The 20,152-nt window shown below is 58.2% G+C and carries 17 protein-coding genes and 1 riboswitch; of the genes, 5 read left to right on the top strand and 12 right to left on the bottom strand.

Features of this window, described 5'->3' with window-relative positions:
- Positions 1-132 precede the first annotated feature (132 nt).
- Positions 133-1,266: a coiled-coil domain-containing protein gene (locus PGW49_RS07190; RefSeq protein WP_196022755.1), complete on the top strand. Its 1,134-nt coding sequence runs from the start codon at positions 133-135 to the stop codon at positions 1,264-1,266.
- Between the two features lie 37 nt (positions 1,267-1,303).
- On the opposite strand, the gene PGW49_RS07185 is transcribed toward PGW49_RS07190, so the two are convergent.
- The 6 genes from PGW49_RS07185 to PGW49_RS07160 form a co-directional block, all read right to left on the bottom strand.
- Positions 1,304-2,677 carry a serine/threonine protein kinase gene (locus PGW49_RS07185; protein ID WP_270226076.1) on the bottom strand — a complete coding sequence of 458 codons (1,374 nt, stop codon included), beginning with the start codon at positions 2,675-2,677 and terminating at the stop codon, positions 1,304-1,306.
- A gap of 98 nt (positions 2,678-2,775) precedes the next feature.
- Positions 2,776-3,198 (bottom strand): hypothetical protein, encoded by a 423-nt coding sequence (locus PGW49_RS07180; RefSeq protein WP_006234330.1) that lies wholly within the window; start codon positions 3,196-3,198, stop codon positions 2,776-2,778.
- A 32-nt stretch (positions 3,199-3,230) separates the two neighbouring features.
- Positions 3,231-3,674: an FxLYD domain-containing protein gene (locus PGW49_RS07175; protein WP_006234331.1), complete on the bottom strand. Its 444-nt coding sequence runs from the start codon at positions 3,672-3,674 to the stop codon at positions 3,231-3,233.
- A gap of 164 nt (positions 3,675-3,838) precedes the next feature.
- Positions 3,839-4,108, bottom strand: a complete 270-nt coding sequence (locus PGW49_RS07170) for a hypothetical protein (protein WP_195363641.1) — start codon at positions 4,106-4,108, stop codon at positions 3,839-3,841.
- Between the two features lie 83 nt (positions 4,109-4,191).
- Positions 4,192-4,533: a HigA family addiction module antitoxin gene (locus PGW49_RS07165; RefSeq protein ID WP_050766086.1), complete on the bottom strand. Its 342-nt coding sequence runs from the start codon at positions 4,531-4,533 to the stop codon at positions 4,192-4,194.
- Positions 4,534-4,697: 164 nt separating this feature from the next.
- Positions 4,698-5,885 (bottom strand): N-acetyldiaminopimelate deacetylase, encoded by a 1,188-nt coding sequence (locus PGW49_RS07160; protein WP_270226074.1) that lies wholly within the window; start codon positions 5,883-5,885, stop codon positions 4,698-4,700.
- Positions 5,886-6,029: 144 nt separating this feature from the next.
- A riboswitch (Lysine riboswitch) is annotated at positions 6,030-6,198 on the top strand.
- Positions 6,199-6,263: 65 nt separating this feature from the next.
- Between PGW49_RS07160 and dapA the strand changes: the two genes are divergently transcribed.
- The 3 genes from dapA to dapD are packed head-to-tail and all read left to right on the top strand — an operon-like array spanning position 6,264 to position 10,065.
- Positions 6,264-8,573, top strand: a complete 2,310-nt coding sequence (dapA, locus tag PGW49_RS07155; protein WP_270226073.1) for a 4-hydroxy-tetrahydrodipicolinate synthase — start codon at positions 6,264-6,266, stop codon at positions 8,571-8,573.
- Positions 8,566-9,306 (top strand): 4-hydroxy-tetrahydrodipicolinate reductase, encoded by a 741-nt coding sequence (gene dapB, locus PGW49_RS07150; RefSeq protein ID WP_270226071.1) that lies wholly within the window; start codon positions 8,566-8,568, stop codon positions 9,304-9,306. Before dapA ends, dapB begins: the two co-directional genes overlap by 8 nt.
- Positions 9,307-9,345: 39 nt before the next feature.
- Complete coding sequence (gene dapD / locus PGW49_RS07145) at positions 9,346-10,065, top strand: 2,3,4,5-tetrahydropyridine-2,6-dicarboxylate N-acetyltransferase (RefSeq protein WP_117564410.1); 720 nt, start codon at positions 9,346-9,348, stop codon at positions 10,063-10,065.
- A gap of 253 nt (positions 10,066-10,318) precedes the next feature.
- On the opposite strand, the gene PGW49_RS07140 is transcribed toward dapD, so the two are convergent.
- From PGW49_RS07140 to PGW49_RS07115, 6 genes are all read right to left on the bottom strand, one after another.
- Positions 10,319-11,323: a nucleoid-associated protein gene (locus tag PGW49_RS07140; RefSeq protein WP_270226070.1), complete on the bottom strand. Its 1,005-nt coding sequence runs from the start codon at positions 11,321-11,323 to the stop codon at positions 10,319-10,321.
- 91 nt (positions 11,324-11,414) lie between these two features.
- Complete coding sequence (locus tag PGW49_RS07135) at positions 11,415-12,575, bottom strand: Mbeg1-like protein (protein WP_270226068.1); 1,161 nt, start codon at positions 12,573-12,575, stop codon at positions 11,415-11,417.
- A gap of 157 nt (positions 12,576-12,732) precedes the next feature.
- Positions 12,733-13,683 (bottom strand): L-lactate dehydrogenase, encoded by a 951-nt coding sequence (locus tag PGW49_RS07130; protein ID WP_138374639.1) that lies wholly within the window; start codon positions 13,681-13,683, stop codon positions 12,733-12,735.
- Between the two features lie 199 nt (positions 13,684-13,882).
- Complete coding sequence (locus PGW49_RS07125) at positions 13,883-15,046, bottom strand: pyridoxal phosphate-dependent aminotransferase (RefSeq protein WP_270226067.1); 1,164 nt, start codon at positions 15,044-15,046, stop codon at positions 13,883-13,885.
- Positions 15,047-15,164: 118 nt separating this feature from the next.
- Positions 15,165-17,165: an NAD(+) synthase gene (locus PGW49_RS07120; protein WP_270226066.1), complete on the bottom strand. Its 2,001-nt coding sequence runs from the start codon at positions 17,163-17,165 to the stop codon at positions 15,165-15,167.
- A 312-nt stretch (positions 17,166-17,477) separates the two neighbouring features.
- Complete coding sequence (locus tag PGW49_RS07115) at positions 17,478-19,460, bottom strand: B12-binding domain-containing radical SAM protein (protein ID WP_270226065.1); 1,983 nt, start codon at positions 19,458-19,460, stop codon at positions 17,478-17,480.
- Between the two features lie 30 nt (positions 19,461-19,490).
- On the opposite strand from PGW49_RS07115, the gene PGW49_RS07110 reads away from it, so the two are divergent.
- A partial coding sequence (locus tag PGW49_RS07110) for an IS256 family transposase (protein WP_416242467.1) occupies positions 19,491-20,152 on the top strand: 662 nt, incomplete at its 3' end.

Raw genomic sequence — 20,152 nt, 5'->3', positions numbered from 1 at the left:
ATAACTGCAGGTCAAAGCCAAAGCCTCAAGTTCAACTTGACCCTTTGGGACCTTTAAGGTTCAAGTTGAGGTCGAAAGCAGTAGTAGAATACACCTCGAACCATAACCTACGATTGATTGCAGAGGGACTGGATGCAGCATTCGAATCATCGCACCGCAGCGCTCATTGCGTCGAAGCCGGCTCGTATCATCACGAGCGCCGCGCTCGCCGTTGCGCTGACGGCCACGCCGATGCTCTCCCCCGTTGCGGCGTATGCCGCCTCGCAGGCAACGCAGGACCAGCTTTCCGCAGCCCAGCAGAAGATCGAAGCCGCCACGAGCGCCTACAACGACGCCCGCACCAAACTCGATGACCTGCAAAAGCAGATTGACTCCAATGAGGCAAGCATCGAGGAAATCGAGGCTAAGCTTCCCGAGCAGCAGGCCAAGGCAAGCTCCGCCATGCGCGATCTGTACAAGTATCAGAAGGGCACCAATCCCATCGTGAGCTTCCTGGTCAACGCGCAGAGCCTGGGTGAGTTCATCACGACCTGCAAATACACCAACCAGATCACGAGCTCGAGCGTCGACGAGATCGAGCAGCTCAATAACATGCAAACCGAACTCGAGCAGAACAAAGCCGAGCTCCAGCAAGCCAAGTCTCAGCTTGAGGCAGAGCAGAAAAACGCCGAGGATGCGCTGGCGCAGGCCCAGCAGCTCCGCAGCGAGGCACAGGCAAAAGCCGAGCAGGAAAATGCCGCCGAGCTTGCCAAGCTTGAGGCCGATAAGGCCGCTGCCGCCGAGAAGCTCTCGGGCGAGGGCGTAAGCGGCAGCAATTCCAGCAGCCAGGCCACCAACACCAACACCACCATCGACACCACGGTGAACAGCTCCAATACTGGTAGCTCCGATTACGATTCGTTCATTAATGAGTGGACAGGCCGCATCGACAATTATCTCGCCGGCTCCCCCATGGCAGGCCAAGGCTATAACTTTGCCGTCGCCGCTTGGAATACCGGTGTCGACCCCCGTTGGTCCCCCGCCATCGCCTGCATCGAGAGCACCAAGGGTGCTTATTGCGCCAATTCTTACAACGCCTGGGGCTGGAGTGCACGTGGCGGCGGTTGGCGCAGCTTTGGCAGCTGGAGCGAGGGCATCTCCGCTCACGTTGCCTATCTGGGCGCCAACTACGGCTCCACCCTTACCCCGGCAGCGGCCAAAAAGTACTGCCCGCCCACGTGGCAGGACTGGTACAACAAAGTCGCCGCTCAGATGAACCGCATCTAAGTGCAACTGCAAAGGGCCCCAATGGGGCCCTTTTCTTTTAGGTGGCGGAAGTATCGACGACGCCGGTCGCATTGGCAACCGCGACTATGACAATCATGCATAGGAGCAGCACACCCAATGCCTTGAGCCAGAGTTTCGCGAGTTTCTTGCCGCGATAGCTGTCGAGCAGTGCGAATCGCCGACGAAGACGGCGCTTATCGAACAGCGCAAAATGCATAAGCACCATAAGGCCATCGACAAAGAAAAAATACTCGATTATGAGAAGCCACGTCGGGTAGCTTTGGTTTGCTCCGGTGGGGTGAAAGACGGCAAAGTGACTTCCGACAAAGAACACAAGCAACGAGAAGCAGACGAGCGTATTCCAAATGCGCCCCAGAGACTCCGGAACGCGAGAGAGCAGACCGCATGCAGCGGAGGCGGCAGGCCCAGGATGCCCTGTGGGGTTCTTGAGCCCTTGGGGCGTCAACACCGTCTCCGATGCCGGAGTACGGACAGGCGCAGGAGGCCGCACGGGGCGACTCAGGTCGTATGCCGCGCGCGTCGCCCGTCCCAATGCTTCCGCACTCGCAAAACGCTTGGCCGGATCGAGCGCCATCGACATGCAGACGGCATCGGAAAGTGGAGTGGGAATACCGCGCGCCTCGCATTGCTCGCGCATGTCGAGCCCTGGTTTAGGGTCGACTCCCGTCAAGCAGAAGAACAACAGGGCGCCCAGCGCGTACACGTCGCTGCGCACACTCGTCTGCCCAAACCCATACTGCTCGGGCGGCGCATAGGGTCGCGTGCCAAACTTGACGGTGTCGGCATCGGCGCCATCGCGCCATACGCGCGCGATTCCCAGGTCAATAATCACCAACGACGAGAAGGTCATGCCAGCATCGGCCGCATACCTCACGCCCGATACGATGATGTTCGAGGGTTTAAGGTCGCGATGGATTACCGGTACCCCTGGCTCCCCCGCAGCTGCAAAACCAGCATGCAGCTCGCCCACCGCTTCACACAGAACGGGATACAGCTCGCGGGCATAATCGGGCGTCGCGCCCAGGCGCCCCATGAGCGCCTCGAGCGTCTCGCCTTCGACATATTCCATCACCACATCGAGCTCCTCGCCCGCGCGGCGGCAATCGACAATCCGGGGTAAGTGTTCAAAACGGCGTCCGGCCCGCTGAGCGGCAAACAGACGCTCGTATGCCCCGCCGATTTGAGCCGAAGCATCGATGCGTTTACGGACAAAGGGGCCGAGCGAACCACCGCCGGTTCCTTCAAAGTACACGAGCTCGGTTGCTTCAACGGACGAGCGCTTAAGTACACGCTCCACGCGATAGCTGTCGTCGCGATCGAGCGACGCCAGGTGCTCGGCAAGCGCTGCGGTCAGCTCGTCATCGGAATATGTTGGGCTCTGAGTATCCATAGCCTCCATCATAGCGCAGGGCGCAGACACCCCATGGCATCCGCGCCCCGTTCGTTTGCATCGTTGTTCGACAGCTCTACCGGCTCAGATATCAGCCGCTAACTCACCGTCTCCTCGCCAAAGCGATACAGTTCCTCGTTGACCTTTTGGAGACTGCACCCGCGATCGATGCAAAAGATGATAATCGCATCGCGGCGGTCCTTGCAGTTAAGGACGCTTACCCCGGCAGCCGTCAGCGCACGGTTGGTCTCTTTGAGCGTCAGCGCCATCGCAAAGGCAATCTGCAGCACCTTATTGCGACTCGGATGACGCGCACCGGTAAAGATCTGATAGCCAAAGGTCTCATTGAGATCAGCCATACGGACCACGCGCGAGCGCTCCAAGCCCTTTTCCTGCAGTAGCTGCTTCAGGTAGTCCGAAAGCGACGGGGCGGCAAAGTCGTGCTCCCTGATATAGCCATCGATGTTCGGCGCATCGAGAAGCTCATTGAGCAACTCCTCGGTCAGCTTTTTATCGGACATACGACTTCACCTCCCCCAGTGCATGCAACATGCTAGAAACCGCTTACGTCCGAACGCTCCCAGCTAGCAACCTGGTCGGGAGACACCGTACCCAGCGCCTCGAACTTCCAGGAGCCGCCCGCCTTCAGATGATTGGTGTTTGCAAGAGCCGTTCCAACCTGGTTGCCATCGGCATCATACAGAACATATTCAATCTGAATGTAGCTCTTTTCCTTGTCCGTGTTATTGGTCAGGGTGCCCGTGATCTTATAGGTAAACTGATTGGAAGTGTCTTCAGCCTCGTCAGCAATGGTATACGGTTCTTGCGGTTCTTTTTGCTCCTCAGCCTGCCGTGTCGTCTCGGCAGGTTTTGCCGAATCGCTCGCAGACGAATCGGTTGAGTTGCCGCCCATAGAGCCCACGGCACCGACAATAACCAGCACCACGATGATGCCTAGGACAATCTTGCCGATTGGCTTCTTTCCCTCTTTTGCCATTATTCATCCTTCCTACGATCCGGCTACCGTGCCGGTACACAGCACATCGTAGGAAGGATTGAACTTGAATTCATTAGCTGAGAGCTAAGGCTGCGGTAAACGACCAATGCAGTTATCCAAACGCCGAGCAAACGCACTGCGCGCGACCGTCTGCTGGCAGTGCATCAACCCACCGTGACGGATTCCCCGGTAAAGGCACTGATCATCAACAGGACAAAGAAAACAAGGTAGCTGGCACTCAGCAGGTACGCAATGATCAGAAAGACGACCCAGCCGACATTGGTTTTACCGTCGACACGGCGTTGCTCGCGATTGCGGCAGAGCCAAATCGTCACGCCGATGGCAGTGATAAACAGCACGAGCGCCGCCGCGGCAAGCCCGGCAAGCGCAAACATCACGCCAATGCTCACGGCAATAACCGGAAGCAGCAGCAAACCGCACCCGCATCCACCCGGACTATATACGGCAGACTGTCGGCGTCGCCTCATCGCCGCGCCACCCCCATCATCTTTGAGCACTACAGTGCGATAGCCTGCTGAACAGGAACGATCTTGTCGAGTTCCGGTTCGATCCGCCTTTTCTCGGCCTCAAGGTCAAACGCCACCTGAGCGCGCAGCCAATAACCATCCGTCAGGCCAAAATAACGGCAAAGACGGAGGTCGGTGTCGGCCGTCACGCGACGTTTTCCCAAGACAATCTGCCCGATACGCTGAGCCGGAATCCCAGTCTCTTTCGCAAGGCGATATTGAGAAATGCCCATGGGAACAAGAAACTCCTCTTTGAGAAGCTCACCAGGAGTCACCGGCGACAGCAAATCGGCCGAAGTCTCATCACTTGTGATAATCGACGATTTCGACATTCCAAGCCATCTCCTGTCTCCACTCAAAACAGACCCGATAGCGCTCATTACGATGCAATCATAGTATCGCCTTACGTTAGTAACGTCAAACGTTTCTATAGACTTACATCTCTATTATATCGTACGTTTGTTCGTGTTTTCTAGAACAAATAGTCCTTCACACCTTAGTCAAGCAAAAGCAATCGTTTGTAGACATCGAGGCCCTTGAGTAGAATTTCCTCGTCAAAGAGCATGCTATCGGTATGCAGAGCGCTTGTGGCATAGGCGGGGCAGCCATCCGAATCACTCGGGTTGTCTTGGTCCTCTGGCATACCCGTGCCCAGCAGGAAAAACACGCCCGGCAGATAGCGTTGATAGAACGCGAAATCCTCGGCGATCAGCAGCGGCTCATCCACGAGCTGTAGCTCGGGCAAGGCAGGCGCGACATTGGCAAATAGCTCGGGGTCGTTGTCGACCGGCGGATAGCCCTCGGCAAAGTCGAGATCATACGTGCAGCCCGTTGCGGCACAGGCATCGTCCAGCACGCGGCGCACGCCTTCGCGCGCCCGGTCGAACATGTCGTCCGTAAACACACGCAGGCTTCCGGCCACATGGGCCTCCCCCGCCACCGCGTTGCAAACGGTGCCAGCCTGCAGCAGGCCAAACTTGCCGATACAGGGTTCGTCGGTGCCCAGCTCGTCCATCAGTTCGCGCTCGGCAACCAAGAACTTGACAGCCGCCAGCGCCGCATCGTGCGATTCCTCGACCGGAACGCCATAGGTCTTAGCGATATGGATGCTCGTCCCGTGAATATGAATGTGTGTCTCACTCGAACGCGCCAGCAGCGGACCGGAACAACTCGCCAACGTGCCGGCAGGCAGATCAGGCCACACATGGAAGCCAAAAATGCGGTCAGCCCCATAGCGCTCGAACACACCGCTCTCGCATACCGTCTTGGCACCACCGGTCGTTTCCTCGGCCGGCTGGAACACAAAGAGAACGTTGCGCCTAATGGCGCCCGGCTGCTCGCGAATCGTACGGTCGACATACGTCGCGGCGGCAAGTGCCATGGCCATGTGTCCGTCATGTCCGCAAGCGTGCATCTTGCCGGGATGGATCGAGGCAAAGGCCGCTCCCGTCGCCTCCGCGATGGGCAGCGCATCCATATCGGCGCGAATCGCCGTGGCACGCGCGGCACCAACGCCAGCGTCGAAGAAAGCGCAGACGCAGCTGGGACACGGATGGGTCACCTCGCAAGCGAGCGGCGCCAACATGCCCTCGATATAGGCGATAGTCTGCGGAAGATCGAAATCGAGCTCCGGAATGCGATGGAGATCGCGGCGATAGCGACGGAGTTCTTGGAGCTCGGTCATAGAGGATCCCTTCGTGAGGCACATCTGTTGCAACTTATTGTGATACAGGATTGTGGCGCACATGTTTCCAGCATATCCCTGCATTTTTTAAACGTTATATACGAATACTCTTGTTTGGTAAAGTGCAACGTGATAGGGTCTTTACCACTTGATAGAGGCGCGGGCACGAAGAGCCGCGGGCGAGCCGGCAGGCTTTGACCCCGTGGGGAGGCGAAACCCGCCGAACTGGGTTTTACGGGCACGAACAACCTGGTGGGCCTGTGGGAAACACCCACAGGACTGTCTGCAGCAATGCGGGAGCGCTATCCGGACATTGGGTCCACGCTATGCGGATTCGATGCGCAGATGGCGCCGTCTGGATAGCGAGGTTTACGGGACATGGCATTGACCCCCAACGAGGCATATGCGGCCAAACAGCCGTTTGTGGACAGGGAGACACTCGAGCATATCGTCGAGCAGTTCCCCACGCCGTTTCATCTATACGACGAGGCGGGCATCCGCCGCAACATGCAAGAAGTGCGCGACGCCTTTGCATGGAACCCGGGCTTTAAGGAATACTTTGCCGTCAAGGCCAACCCCAACCCGGCGCTCATCTCCATTCTCAACGAATACGGCTGTGGCTGCGACTGCTCGAGCTATACCGAGCTCATGATCGCCCGCTCGCTGGGTATCACGGGACACGACATCATGTTCTCGTCCAACGACACGCCGGCTGCCGACTTTGAGCTCGCCGACAAGTTGGGCGCCATCGTCAACTTTGACGACATCAGCCACATCGAGTTCTTTGAGCGCGTTGCGGGGCCCATTCCCAAGACGGTCAGCTGCCGCTTTAATCCGGGCGGCCTGTTCCAGCTCTCCAACGGCATCATGGACAACCCGGGCGACTCCAAGTACGGCATGACCACCGAGCAACTCTTCGAGGCGTTCCGCATGCTCAAGGCCAAGGGCGCCGAGGACTTTGGCATCCACGCATTCCTTGCCAGCAACACCGTCACCAACGACTACTACCCCAAACTCGCACGCATCCTCTTTGAGCTTGCCGTGCGCCTGGAGCGCGAGACCGACGCACACGTCGTCTTCATCAATCTGTCCGGCGGCGTCGGTATCCCCTACCTGCCCGAGCAGCAGGCTAACGACATCCACGCCATCGGCGAGGGCGTACACGCAGCCTACGACGAGATTCTGGTCCCCGCCGGCATGGGCGATGTGGCGATCTGTACCGAGATGGGTCGCTTTATGATGGGCCCCTACGGCTGCCTGGTCACCAAGGCCATCCACGAGAAGCAGATCTACAAAGACTATATCGGCGTGGACGCCAGTGCCGTCGACCTCATTCGTCCCGCCATGTATGGCGCTTACCACCACATCACGGTGATGGGTCAGCCGGGCGGCGCCGACAAGGCCACGGCGCCCGTCACGAACACGTACGACATCACGGGCAATCTGTGCGAGAACAACGACAAGTTCGCCATCGATCGTGAGCTGCCGCATATCGACATGGGCGACCTGCTTGTGATCCACGATACCGGCGCGCATGGCTACTCCATGGGCTACAACTACAACGGACGCCTGCGCTCCGCCGAGGTCCTGCTGCGCCCCGATGGCTCGGCCGACCTCATCCGACGCGCCGAGCGCCCGGTCGATTACTTTGCCACGCTCGACGTGCTGCCGTGCGGCCGAGAGTTGCTGGCCAAGTCGCGCGCCGAAAGTGCCCGCCACCGCGCTCAGGACGAGCGCCTGGCCGTCGCCGCTCAGTGGAACAAACGCATCCAGATCGCGGAAGCGAAGGAGAAGAACATGGACATCCGCAATCTCGAGGGTTCAATCGTCGCCCTTGTCACGCCGTTTAAAAAGGACGGCAGTGTCGACTTTGACGCGCTCGAGCGCCTTATCGATTTCCACCTGCAAAATGGCACCGATGCCATCCTCACCCTGGGCACCACCGGCGAGAGCGCCACGATGACCGACGACGAGGACAACTCCGTTGTCGCCGCAGTGGTCAAGCAGGTTGCGGGACGCGTCCCCGTCATTGCCGGCTCGGGCTCCAACTCCACGCAGACCATGCTCACCAAGTCGCTCACCTATCAGGGACTGGGCGCCGACGGCCTGCTGCTCATTACCCCCTACTACAACAAGTCCAACGAGGAGGGCATCTACCAGCACTTTAAGACCGTGGCCGACGCCGTGGACATCCCCTGCATCCTGTACAACATCCCCGGCCGCTGCGGCTGCGGCATCAGCGAGCGCAACGTAGAGCGCTTGGCCGCGCACCCCAACATCATGGGTATTAAGGAAGCCTCGGGCAACGTCGCCTACGCGGCCAAGATTGCCCACCTGTTGTCCGACGACTTCCGCATGTACTCGGGCGAGGACGCGCTCACCGTGCCGCTCATGAGCCTGGGCGCCTCGGGCACCATCAGCGTGTGGGCCGACGTTCAGCCGCAGCTCGTGCATGACATGTGCCGCGCCTATCTGGACGGTGACGTGGCACGTGCCCGCGATATCCAGATTGCCGGTCAGCCGCTCATCAACGCCCTCTTTAGCGAGGTCAACCCCATCCCCGTCAAGGAAGCGCTCGCTCAGATGGGTATGATCGAGGCAAACTACCGCATGCCGCTATGCCACATGGCCAACGACACGCGCGCCGCACTTACCGATGCTCTGAAGGGAGCTGGTCTGCTTGATTAAGACCGTCATTATGGGAACGGGCCGCATGGGCTCGCTCATCCGCACCACCGCCGAGGGCGTTGTCGACGCCGCCGGTCAGCCCGTTTTTGATATCGTCGCCCAGATCGGTTTTGATCTGTCCGAGCTCGAGGGCGCCCCGGCAGCCGACGTCATCATCGACTTCTCGAACGTCGTGACCTTCGATGCCGTCGTCGCCTATGTCGAGCGCACGGGTGCCGCGTTGGTCTCGGGCACCACGGGCTACACGCCCGATCAGATGGACCGCCTGCGCGAGCTGGGTCAGAGCGCCCGCATCATGCACTCCGGCAATTACTCCATCGGTATCGCAGCCCTGCGTCATCTGGTAGCACAGGCCACACGCGAGCTGCCCGGCTTTGACTGCGAGATCGTCGAGACGCACCACAACCAAAAGGTTGACGCCCCGAGCGGCACTGCCAAGCTACTGCTCGACGCCGTCGTCGAAGCTGAACCCGAGGCAGGCTACCACCCCGTCTATGGCCGCGAGGGCATGTGCGGCGCGCGTGACCCCAAGGAAATCGGCATGCACTCGCTGCGCGGTGGCACTGTCGCCGGCGTGCACGAAGTGAGTTTCTTTGGCCAGGACGAGGAGGTCACGCTCACGCACCGCGCCACGAGCCGTCAGATCTTCGTCAACGGCGCCCTGGCAGCCGCGCAGAAGCTCGTCACCCGCGAGCCTGGCTTCTATACGTTCGACCAGGTCATGTTTGCCTAACCAGGTATCAACCGGATCCACTCAAAGGAGAGACAGCAAATGAGTAATGCAGCCGAGATGGACGCACAGGAGATTATCAACTACATCGCAACCGCGCCCAAGAAAACGCCCGTCAAACTGTACGTGCGCGAAAAGCCGGGCATGAAGGTCCAGTGGGGCAATGCGCACGTCTACGGCGGTCGTCGTGGCAAGACCGTCTTTGGTGACTGGGATGAGCTCAAGGCAATCCTCGACGCCAACGCCGACTCCATCGACTACTACGACGTAGAGAACGACTGCCGCAACTCCGCCGTGCCCATGCTCGACCTCAAGGGTATCAACGCCCGCATCGAGCCGGGCGCGATCATCCGCGACCGTGTCGAGATTGGCGATCGCGCCGTCATCATGATGGGCGCCATCATCAACATCGGCTCCGTCATTGGCGAAGGCTCCATGATCGACATGGGCGCTGTGCTGGGCGGCCGCGCCACCGTGGGCAAGAACTGCCACATCGGCGCCGGCACCGTGCTGGCAGGCGTCGTGGAGCCCGCCAGTGCCACGCCCGTCATCATCGAGGACGACGTTATGATCGGCGCCAATGCCGTGGTCCTGGAGGGCGTGCACGTAGGCAAGGGCGCTGTCGTTGCCGCCGGCGCCGTGTGCGTCGAGGACGTCCCCGCCGGTGCCGTCGTGGCCGGTGTCCCCGCCCGCGTCATCAAGATGCGCGACGAGAAGACCGACAGCAAGACCGGCCTGGAAGAGGGCCTGCGCCAGCTTTAATAGTTACGGCGTTTTACCAAACGCCGTAACGGCCCGACGCTGCAAACGCCCCTAAGCGGCAATCTGACGTTCAATCGTCGGTCGCGTACCGAAGTACGCTTCCCTCCTCTTTCACGTCACCTTGCTCGCTTAGGGGCGTTTTCGCTGACGTGAGCTCAACCTGCGGCGCAATGTCAGCCACCAAGCCGAAAACAAAAAAGGCCGAAGTCCCAAAAGGCTTCGGCCTTTGTTTTTTGCAACGTCCAAGAGCAGTTTATCGATTCTCAATACTTCCGATGTTCTTGAGCTCGATGGAGATGAGGCCGTTGGGCTCATTGACGAACTCGATATACTCGGAGTTCGAGCCCATCTCGGCCGGGAAGCTGATCTCGATACCCGTATCGGTTCGAATCTTATGATTGCGCACGGCCGCACGCTCGACCTGTTTACGCTCCACGGGCACGCGCTCGGGCACCTTTTCCTCGGTCAATGCCGCACGAACGCTCTCTTTGATGACCGGCTCGTCCTCAAAGACCTCGTCGACGATATCCCAAGGCGGCAGTTCCTCGTCGTCTTCGACCTTCTCGGCAACAGCGGCTTTGACCTTGGCGAGCGCCACGGCCGTATTGGCGCCGTGCTCCTCGGCAACCTCCTCGACCACGCGCGTCACGGTGTCGATAATCTCCTTGCCCGATACGCCCGTGTCGCACTGGAGCAGGCCGTCGGGAATGAGCATACGATCCTCGCCGGCAATCTTGCGCTTCTTATCCACATAGCCGATCTCCATAGTGCTCGCGCGCACGATGGCGTAGCTCGGCACCTTTTGGGAAGGATTCGGCAGAATAGCATAGTGGCGCGCGATGTCGTTGCGCACCTCGCCCTCCTCGCGGCCCACCTCGTGCATAAAGGCCTGCTTGGACCCAAGTAACATGACAGCAAACCAGCGGGCGTCCTCATCGTCGTCAAAGTCCGCCACAAGCACGTCGGTAGACTCGGCCTTTTCGGCCTTGGCAAGCTCCGAGGAGATGAACTCCGCAATCTGCTGCGACAGGTCCACGAATTCGCGCTCGCCAAAGAAATAGCCCTTGAGTTCACCGCCGAATGCGGAGTTCTCGGCAAACGTGGCGCGCTTGTTATCGGCAGACGTGCGGGCGCGACGCAGATGCGTGGTCACGAAGTTGCGCACGGTGCGACTCTCGATATCGAGCTCGCGCTGGCTCATGACGTTGACGGCCGAGTCAAAGTCCAGGATATGCAGGATTGCGTGATTGATTTTCATATACGGCATTCCGTTCTAGATCGATTTCAGCACGAATCAGTATAGCGGTCGTGCCCGCCCCAATGCACCAACATGCCCCTTTGCACCAGCGTTAGCGCAGGAGCTCGGACTGCCACGCCTCGAGCTGCTCTGCCAGGCTCTTGCCGGCAGCAGGAACGTTGAGCTCGGAACGCTTGGGCAGCAGGGCGCATTTAAGAATTGCGACGACGGTCTGCGAGATGAAACGGCGCGTATCTTTGTCGAAGCTCTGAGCAGCCTGGAGCATCACCGGCAGGCTCTCGCGCAAATTCCCTGCGATATCTGCGAACCGTTCGGCCCCTGTGGCTTCAAACACGGAGAACAACGCATCTACAAAGCGCTCGCGCTCGGCAGGCCCCACTGCAAGCAGCATCTCGCGAATAGAGCTATCGACGTATCGAGCGCCGGCAGACAGACGCTCGCAATACACAAAGTCGCAGTCGTCAACGACCCAGCTAAAGGGATTGTGCTGCAGCAGACTGAATTCGGTGCTCTCGACAATGGCGTAATCTTCCTGCGTCTCGAACATCATGCCGAAAATCGAAGACTGGGGCAGGGTCTTGTCGATGCGGCCGGAAAGACCTGCGAAGGCGTCACCGCTCAGGAACTCCTCGACAAAGCCGGGGCCATCGTGGGAGAAGGCCCGTTCGATCCGGTCGCCAGCAGCGTCAGAGCGCATCGCCGCGCCATACACCGCCAAGTTTCCGCCCTTGGAATGGCCTCCGCACAAGAGCGGACCATCAATCGCGGCCACCGCCTCGTCCACATAGCGCGCCGCAGATTCCTGGGCCGGCACAGGACACCGGAAAGCCATGTTAAAGTCCTCTTTCCAGCCCACGATCGTGCTGTCGGTCCCCCGGAAGGCAAGATAGGAAAATCCTGTCGGGAATCGGAACGTCATGGCCGCAAACTGCTCCGTCGTTGCCACATCGTTCACGGCACGATAACCGCACACGCGCACGCCACGGTAGCGAGGGCTTGCCGCCACAGCCTCCAGTAAGGCACGGCTCCCCTCCGGATCCCACAGGTCGCCAATCATCTCCGGGTAGCACTCCGCGCGCAGAAGCTCGCGCACGTCCAGTCCCTGCCAGCCGGCAAGCTCCGGCATATCCCCCGGCAAGCGCAAATACGACAGCCATGCAAACACCAGGCTGTCCACCGCGCAGAACGTCCGCTCCTCAAACGAATCAAACGCCGTCTGGGCATAGGTCAAAAAGTTAGGCGAATCCGACATGGCCCTCCCATCAACAATGGTGCATTGGGGTCAGGTTCGTTTGCACCAATCGCGCCCCTTTTGGTGCAAACAAACCTGACCCAAATGCACCAAAAAAGGCGCCCGGGCCGTGGGGCCTGAGCGCCTTCATTGTAGCTTGCTGGCAAACGAGCCTTATTTAGCAGGAGAAATCGACGCTGTCGATGATGTCCTTGAGGGCCTTGGCAGAAGCGGTGAGCTCGCTCTGCTCGGACTCGTTCAGCGGCACGGGGACGCGGCAGACAACGCCGTCGCGGCCGACGACGGTCGGCATGGAGATAGCCAGATCGGACAGGCCATACTCGCCCACCATGAGCGAGGAAACGGGCAGCACGGTCTGCTCGTCACGCATGACAGCGGTGCAGATGCGCTTAACGGCCATGGCGACGCCGTAGTAGGTGGCGTGCTTCTTCTCGATGATGGTGTAGGCGGAGTTCTTGACGTCCTCGGCGATACGCTTCTCGGCAGCCTCGTGCTCCAGATGGCCGTGAAGCTCGCAGAAGGTGCTCAGCGGCACGCCGGCAACCTGGGCGCTGGACCAAGCGACAAACTCGGAGTCGCCGTGCTCGCCCATGACGTAAGCCTGAACGTCGCGCGGATCGACCTCGACGTGGGCGCCGAGCATCTGCTGCAGACGGCCGGTGTCGAGCACGGTGCCGGAACCGATAACGTGGCCCTCGGGCAGGCCGGACATCTTGATGGCAGCGTAGGTCAGAACGTCGACCGGGTTGGAGACGATCAGCAGGATGCCGTCAAAGCCGGACTTCTTAATCTCGGGAATAATGGACTTAAAGATGCTGACGTTCTTGTTGACCAGGTCCAGGCGGGTCTCGCCGGGCTTCTGGGCGGCGCCAGCGGTGACGACGATCATGGCAGCATCGGCGACATCAGAGTAATCGCCAGCGTAGATCTTCATCGGCTCGGCAAACGTCATGCCGTGCGCGATGTCCAGGGCCTCGCCCTCGGCGCGATTCTTGTCCACGTCGATGAGGACCATCTCGGAGAACAGACCGCTCTGCATCAGTGCGAACGCCGAAGACGAACCGACGAAACCGCAGCCGACAATAGCGACCTTCTTCTCGTTAACCATTACAAACTCCCATCTCTCTCCACAAACAAACCGCCCAGGGCGACCCGAGCGGCTTGCCGTAATCCCAATACATCCAATCGGGACTTTGATTATGCTCCTATTGCAGCCAAATATCGACCGTTTACCGAAATTGTTTGCAGAATTCGTATAATAACTGCACGAAATCGGTTTCGAGCTATTGACTCACAGAAACGAATCCCTAATACAGGCCCGCCTCGCGAATAGCCTCAACAGCCAAAGCAATCTGATCGGGCGGCAGTACCAGCGCCATACGTACGTGCCCCTCGCCCGAGGGACCAAAGCTCGCACCCGGCGTCACGACGACACCGGCCTTCTCCATGAGCTCCTCGCAAAACGCCATCGAGTCGGTGCGACCACCGGGGAGCTTGGCCCACACAAACATGGAGCCATGCGCGTTGGGGCGCTCCCAGCCCAGGCCCTCAAGACCGTCGCACAGGGCATCGCGACGCTCCTGGTACTTCAGGCGCTGCGCCTCGACCTCATCGCGCGGACCGTTCAGGCAGGCAATAGCCGCCTTCTGAATCGGGAAGAACATGCCAAAGTCGATCTGGCTGCGCAGCTTGGCAAAGGCCGAGACCACGTCCTCGCGACCGACCAAAAAGCCGATGCGGGCGCCGGTGACGTTAAACGACTTGGAGAGCGAGAAGAACTCCACACCCACCTCGAGCGCACCGGGATACTGCAAGAAGCTGCCGCCCGGCTCGCCGTCGAACACGATGTCCGAGTAGGCGTTGTCGTGGACGATCAGCAGGTCGTGCTCGCGGGCGAAGGCGATAATCTCCTCGTAGACCTCGGGCGTGCCCACCGAACCCACCGGGTTGGCGGGCAGCGACACGATCATGTACTTAGCGCGATCGGCGACCTCTGGATCGATGCCCGCCACGTAGGGCAGGTAGTTGTGCTCGGCAACCAGCGGGTAGTACTCGAGCCTGGCATCGGCAATCTTGGCACCCGCCTCAAAGACCGGATAGCACGGATCGGGCACCAGGATGGTATCGCCCGGGTCGAGCAGCGCAAGGCCCAAGTGACCCACGCCCTCCTGCGTGCCGTTGCACGACTGCACCATGGATGGCGTAATGCCCGAAACGCCAAAGCGGCGCTCGTAGTAATCGCACACGGCCTGCTTGAGCTCGGGCAGGTCGCGCAGGGCGTACTTCCACATCTCTGGGTCCTGCGCGGCCTGGGTCAGCGCCTCGACCACGTGGTCGTACGGCTTAAAGTCGGGCGTGCCCACGCTCATGTTGTAAATGGTCTTGCCCTGGGCCTTAAGCGCAAGAAGCTTGTTGTTGAGCGAAGCGAAGACCTCCGCGCCAAAGCGGTCGAGACGCTGCGATGCCTGCATGGTGCCACCTTTCGATATAAAAAACGCGGCGCTCCGACAAGAGCGCCGCGCGATACGGGCCATCAGATTGCCAAAGTGTAACGCTTGCAACCCCCGCATTGGTTCAATTTAGCCAACCTTAGTCAATTGCATTGAGCGCGTCGATCTGTGCGAGCCACAGACGTGAGCTGGCGTCACTCGGCATACGCCAATCGCCACGCGGGCTGAGCGTCACCGAGCCCACCTTGGGGCCATCGGGCAGGCAGCTGCGCTTAAACTGCTGGGCAAAGAAGCGACGGTAGAACGTACGCAACCACGTGTGGACGGTCTTGGCGTCGTAGACACCCTCGAAACTCTTGAGCGCCATGCGGTAGATCTTGCCCGGCTCAAAGCCAAAACGCAGCAGGTAGTAGAGGAAGTAGTCGTGCAACTCGTACGGGCCCACCAAATCCTCAGTCTTCTGCGCAATCTCGCCGTCGCCCGTGGGCGGCAGAAGCTCGGGAGATACCGGCGTATCGAAGATATCGAGCAAGACCTCGGCAATACGCCCGCCAAAGACATCAGCCGCATAGCGCACCAGATGGCGCACAAGCGTCTTGGGCACGCTCGCATTGACGGCATACATGCTCATGTGGTCTCCGTTATAGGTAGCCCAGCCGAGCGCCAGCTCCGACAGATCGCCCGTACCGATGACAAAACCGCCAGCCTGGTTGGCCAGATCCATCAGAATCTGCGTGCGCTCGCGGGCCTGGCTGTTCTCGTAAGTCACGTCCTGCACGGCAGGATCGTGCTCAATGTCCTTGAAGTGCTGCTCCACGGCCGCGTGGATCGAAACCTCGCGGAAGCTCACACCCAGGTCGCGGGCGAGCGACTCGGCATTCGACTTGGTGCGATGCGTCGTGCCAAAGCCAGGCATGGACACGGCCGTGATACCGGTGCGCGGCAGCCCCAGCGCATCAAAGGCGCGCACGGTCACAAGCAGTGCCAACGTGGAGTCCAGGCCGCCCGAAAGACCGATGACGGCCGCCTTGGTACCCGTATGGGCAAGGCGGGTCTTGAGGCCGGCGGTCTGCAGGTCGAGGATGGTCTCGCAACGCTCGGCCAGGTCGCCATGGTCGGCCGGCACAAAGGGCGCGCGGGGGAAGACACGGTCGATGTCGCAGGCGTTGCGCAGGACGGGAGCCTCGGAGAGTGTGCTCTCAAAAGAGAACTCAACGGTCGTGGCCTCCGGCGCATCGTCCGCGCGCGCCCACGTCGTCGAGCGGCGGCGCTCGGCAACCAGACGGTCAAGATCGATATCGGCGACGGCCATATCGCAGGTAAGCAGTTTGGTGGCGGCGAGCTTGGAGCCATTTTCGTAGATAAGGTTCTCGCCCGCAAAGACCATATCGGTCGTGGACTCGCCCTCGCTCGCATCCGCATAGGCATAGGCGCAGTACAGGCGTGCGCTTTGGTTAGAGATAAGGCTGCGGCGATAGTCTGCCTTGCCGATGATCTCGTCGGAAGCAGAGGGATTAAGGATCACCGTAGCGCCGGCAAGCGCCATCTCGGTCGAAGGGGGTGCCGGCACCCACAGGTCCTCGCAGATCTCAACGCCCAGCACCATATCCTCGGCACCTTCATCACAGCAACGGTAGACAAGCCCCGAACCCAGCGGGACCGGACCCTGACCGGCAAACTCGACCCACACGGGATCCGCAGGCGATGGAGCAAACCAGCGACGCTCATAGAACTCGCCATAGTTGGGCAGATACTTCTTGGCCGTAAGACCCAAAAGCTCGCCCGCGCAGCACACGGCGGCGCAGTTGTAGATATTCTCGGCAACTGCAACGGGAAGACCGATAGTAAAGACAATCGGCAGCTCACGAGTCTCATCGAGGATATGCACCAAAGCAGCCTCGCAGGCATGCAGTAATGTGCGGTTATGGAACAGATCGGCCGCGGTATAGCCGCACAAGTTGAGCTCGGGCAGTACCAGCGCGCGAACGCCGCGCTCAACAGCCGCGCGAACAGCCGCCAGCGCAACCTCGGCATTGCCCTCGACATCGGCCACGCGAATCTGCGGCGACGCCGCCGCCACACGCAAAAAGCCATCGTTCTTATTAGCCGAAACGCAGCATTGCCTTGTTGATCTGGACACTGGAGGCCCCTTCTACCCTGAGATTCAGTCTAACGGACGTTCACATATCTCTAACTAGCCAAAGCAACCTCCCAGTTTACTGAGAGGCCAACCTGTGCTAAAAGCATGTATTTCAAAAATATCTTTAATTAAAAAAGGAGAAATCGATAATCGACTTCTCCTTTAAGCGAGGCGAGTAAATTCCGAAACTAATGGCAGAATTTATCCATGTAGTCCTCAAAGTCGAACACTTCCACCACGACGCCCTCTTCCTGAAACTCTTTCAGTTGCTCCAAGAGATCTTTGTTAATAACGTCCATGCAGAAACCTCCTCTATCTAATCAATTGTAGTATATCTGCTTTCATGCAATTATCAACCAACTTGTTTAGTTGCTCCTCGTTTGCCGATAGTCCCTCTTTTTTCAAAATGTCGCGCACCTCGTTCTTAGTAATCGGCTTTTCAAACAACGAAAGCAAAGCGAACGAAAAATCATTAACCGCACACATTCTATGGGTGGCACAACTCAGCAGTACTCTTAACCCCTCTTTTGAGCGTCCGACTTCTTTCACAAACGAACTTTTAACCAATTGAAAACCATTATCGTGCATTACATAATCGGCATCGATATTTGTATTCAGCAATCCATAATGCAACAGTTCTTCTATCGCCCTTGTCAGCTCGAGGTCGCCCTGATCAAGGATAAGAGAAATGCTACAATCGGCCTCCAATAAACGGGCCAACTTAAGGTATACCAACTGGGAAACAGCATAGACATGATGGTATTCAGAATTATAGAAGTAGGCAAATGGCTCAACGAGCACGACAGAGGTCTTGGAATCCAGCCAGATTCGATCAGCTGGATTTAGACTAGTTAGCCGTCGCTTTACTTTGGTCAAATGTCCCTTATACCTGACAGCGTGAATAGAATCTAGGATCCAGGTCACCTCTGAAATATGAAGCCGCTGGGGCAAGTCAATTGTGTCGCTACCGTTTATGACCTCTTGCATATAAAAATCAATATGATGCTCATCAGATAAGGATTTTGCTTCATTTAAAGTTAAACCAGTGCCTGAAACATAATCCACTTCGAGGCGCAAATCCTCATATTGGGACTTCGGCATTACAGAGACACCATACTTATCGGGATGATTCCAAACATCCGACCCCATAACGAGACCAAAATTCGTAAATCCTCTCGTGGAATATGGAACACCACATACCTGTTTTGAATAATTCAAAACATTCTCTGTATAAGCTAAGGTGTTCAGAGCCTCTTCTTTAGTTTCGGTCGGAAAGCCAATCATAAAGAATAGATGAACAGGAATACCCGCATTGAGACAATCATGGATATTGCGATCAATCCAATCAACTCTCGTGTTCTTCTTCATTAGATCAAGAACTCTTTGGTTGTATGACTCGAGGCCAAACTGAATCTGCCTACATCCACTTTGGTATATCTTGTTGAAAACGTCTGTACTTAGGGTTGGAGAGAACCTCGTTTCTCCATGCCAGAAAAACGTTTTTCCCGATGCGTTTATTTCATCCGCGAGTTGCTCCATTCTTTTGCCTTCGAATGTTTCATCCACAAAAGAGAAAACTCTCGTGCCGTATTTTTCATTTAACCGACACATTATTTCAAATACTCTCGATATAGGCATCTTTCGGTAACAACCACCGGTAGCACCGGGAATGGTGCAGAAGGCGCAATGATTAAAACACTGCCTAGAGGAATAAACCGGCAATATTAACTCAGGCATGAAGTATTTAGAAAGGGCGAAGCCATCGAAATCGGGAACTGTATCGTTGATAAATGTTTGCTCAATCCGATGGTTTTTATATATCTTTCCACCTTTAGCATGGCAAAGGTTTGGAACACAGTCGAGATTGTCATCACCAGAGTCAAGAGCCTCAAGAAGACGTGCAAGCGGCTCTTCGCCGTCATACATCATTATCGAATCAATGTATTCAAAAAAGGGATGCCATTCTTTCATGCAGTCATCTGCTAAACGAGTAATGTAATTGCCGCCCAATGAGACGTGTTTAACAGATGGACATTCTTCTTTAATCAGTTTCGCTAACGTAACTGCAGAAATCAATTGGAAACAGCCGCTCACCGAAATCCCAATAAACTCGATTTTTTCCCTCTGAATACGCTTAAGAAAGGCAGTTTCATAGAAGGAAATAAACGGATTATGCAAGGTATCCGCAAGCGATTTCATTATTTCGATCGTGTCGGGAAAGTTGGTGTAAGCGAAGCGAATCGGGATGGCTTTGAAGGGAAACGGCCTTCGCCCTAGAATCTGGAATTGCGACATAACGGATTCTTGGAAAGGACGAAGACCGCAATGGAGAGTCTAGCAGAAAGCATGCGGGAGCAGCCGGCGATGCCGAGGTTCGAGGACGGGTCGGTGAACCTGAGGGAGCTCATAAGGCGTCTCGCCGAGGACGTCGTGAACGCGATCATGGACGCCGAGGCCGATCAGCTGTGCTCGGAAGGCGCCAACAGCCGCAACGGCTACCGCGAGCGCAACCTGGTCACGTGCGTCGGCGACATCACGATGAGGATACCGAAGCTGAGATCGGGGAGCTTCTTCCCCGAGGACGTGGTCGAGCGCTACCAGCGCGTCGACCGCGCGGTCGTGTCGGCGGTGGCCGAGATGTACGCCACCGGCACCTCGACGCGCAAGGTGCAGCGCATCGCGGAGAAGCTGGGGATATCCAGGCTGTCTAAGGACCAGGTCAGCGCCATGGCGAGGGACCTCGACGCCGACGTGGCCGAGCTCATGGGCCGCGACCTGGCCGATGCGCGCACGCCGTACCTGTGGCTCGACGCCACCTACGTCAAGTGCAGGCGCGAAGGGCGCGTCGCCTCGACCGCCGTCGTGACGGCGATAGGCTGCGACGAGGGCGGCTGGCGCCGCGTGCTGGGCCTGTCGGTGGTGGACACCGAATCATACGACTCGTGGCTCGGGTTCCTGCGCCGCATCAAGGGCCGCGGCGTCCAGGG

Origin of the sequence: Collinsella aerofaciens, from assembly GCF_027679495.1 — a bacterium.
GTDB classification, from domain to species: Bacteria; Actinomycetota; Coriobacteriia; order Coriobacteriales; family Coriobacteriaceae; genus Collinsella; species Collinsella aerofaciens_AK.
Note: the sequence above shows the minus strand (reverse complement) of the source record. Positions and strands in the feature narration are given on the sequence as shown.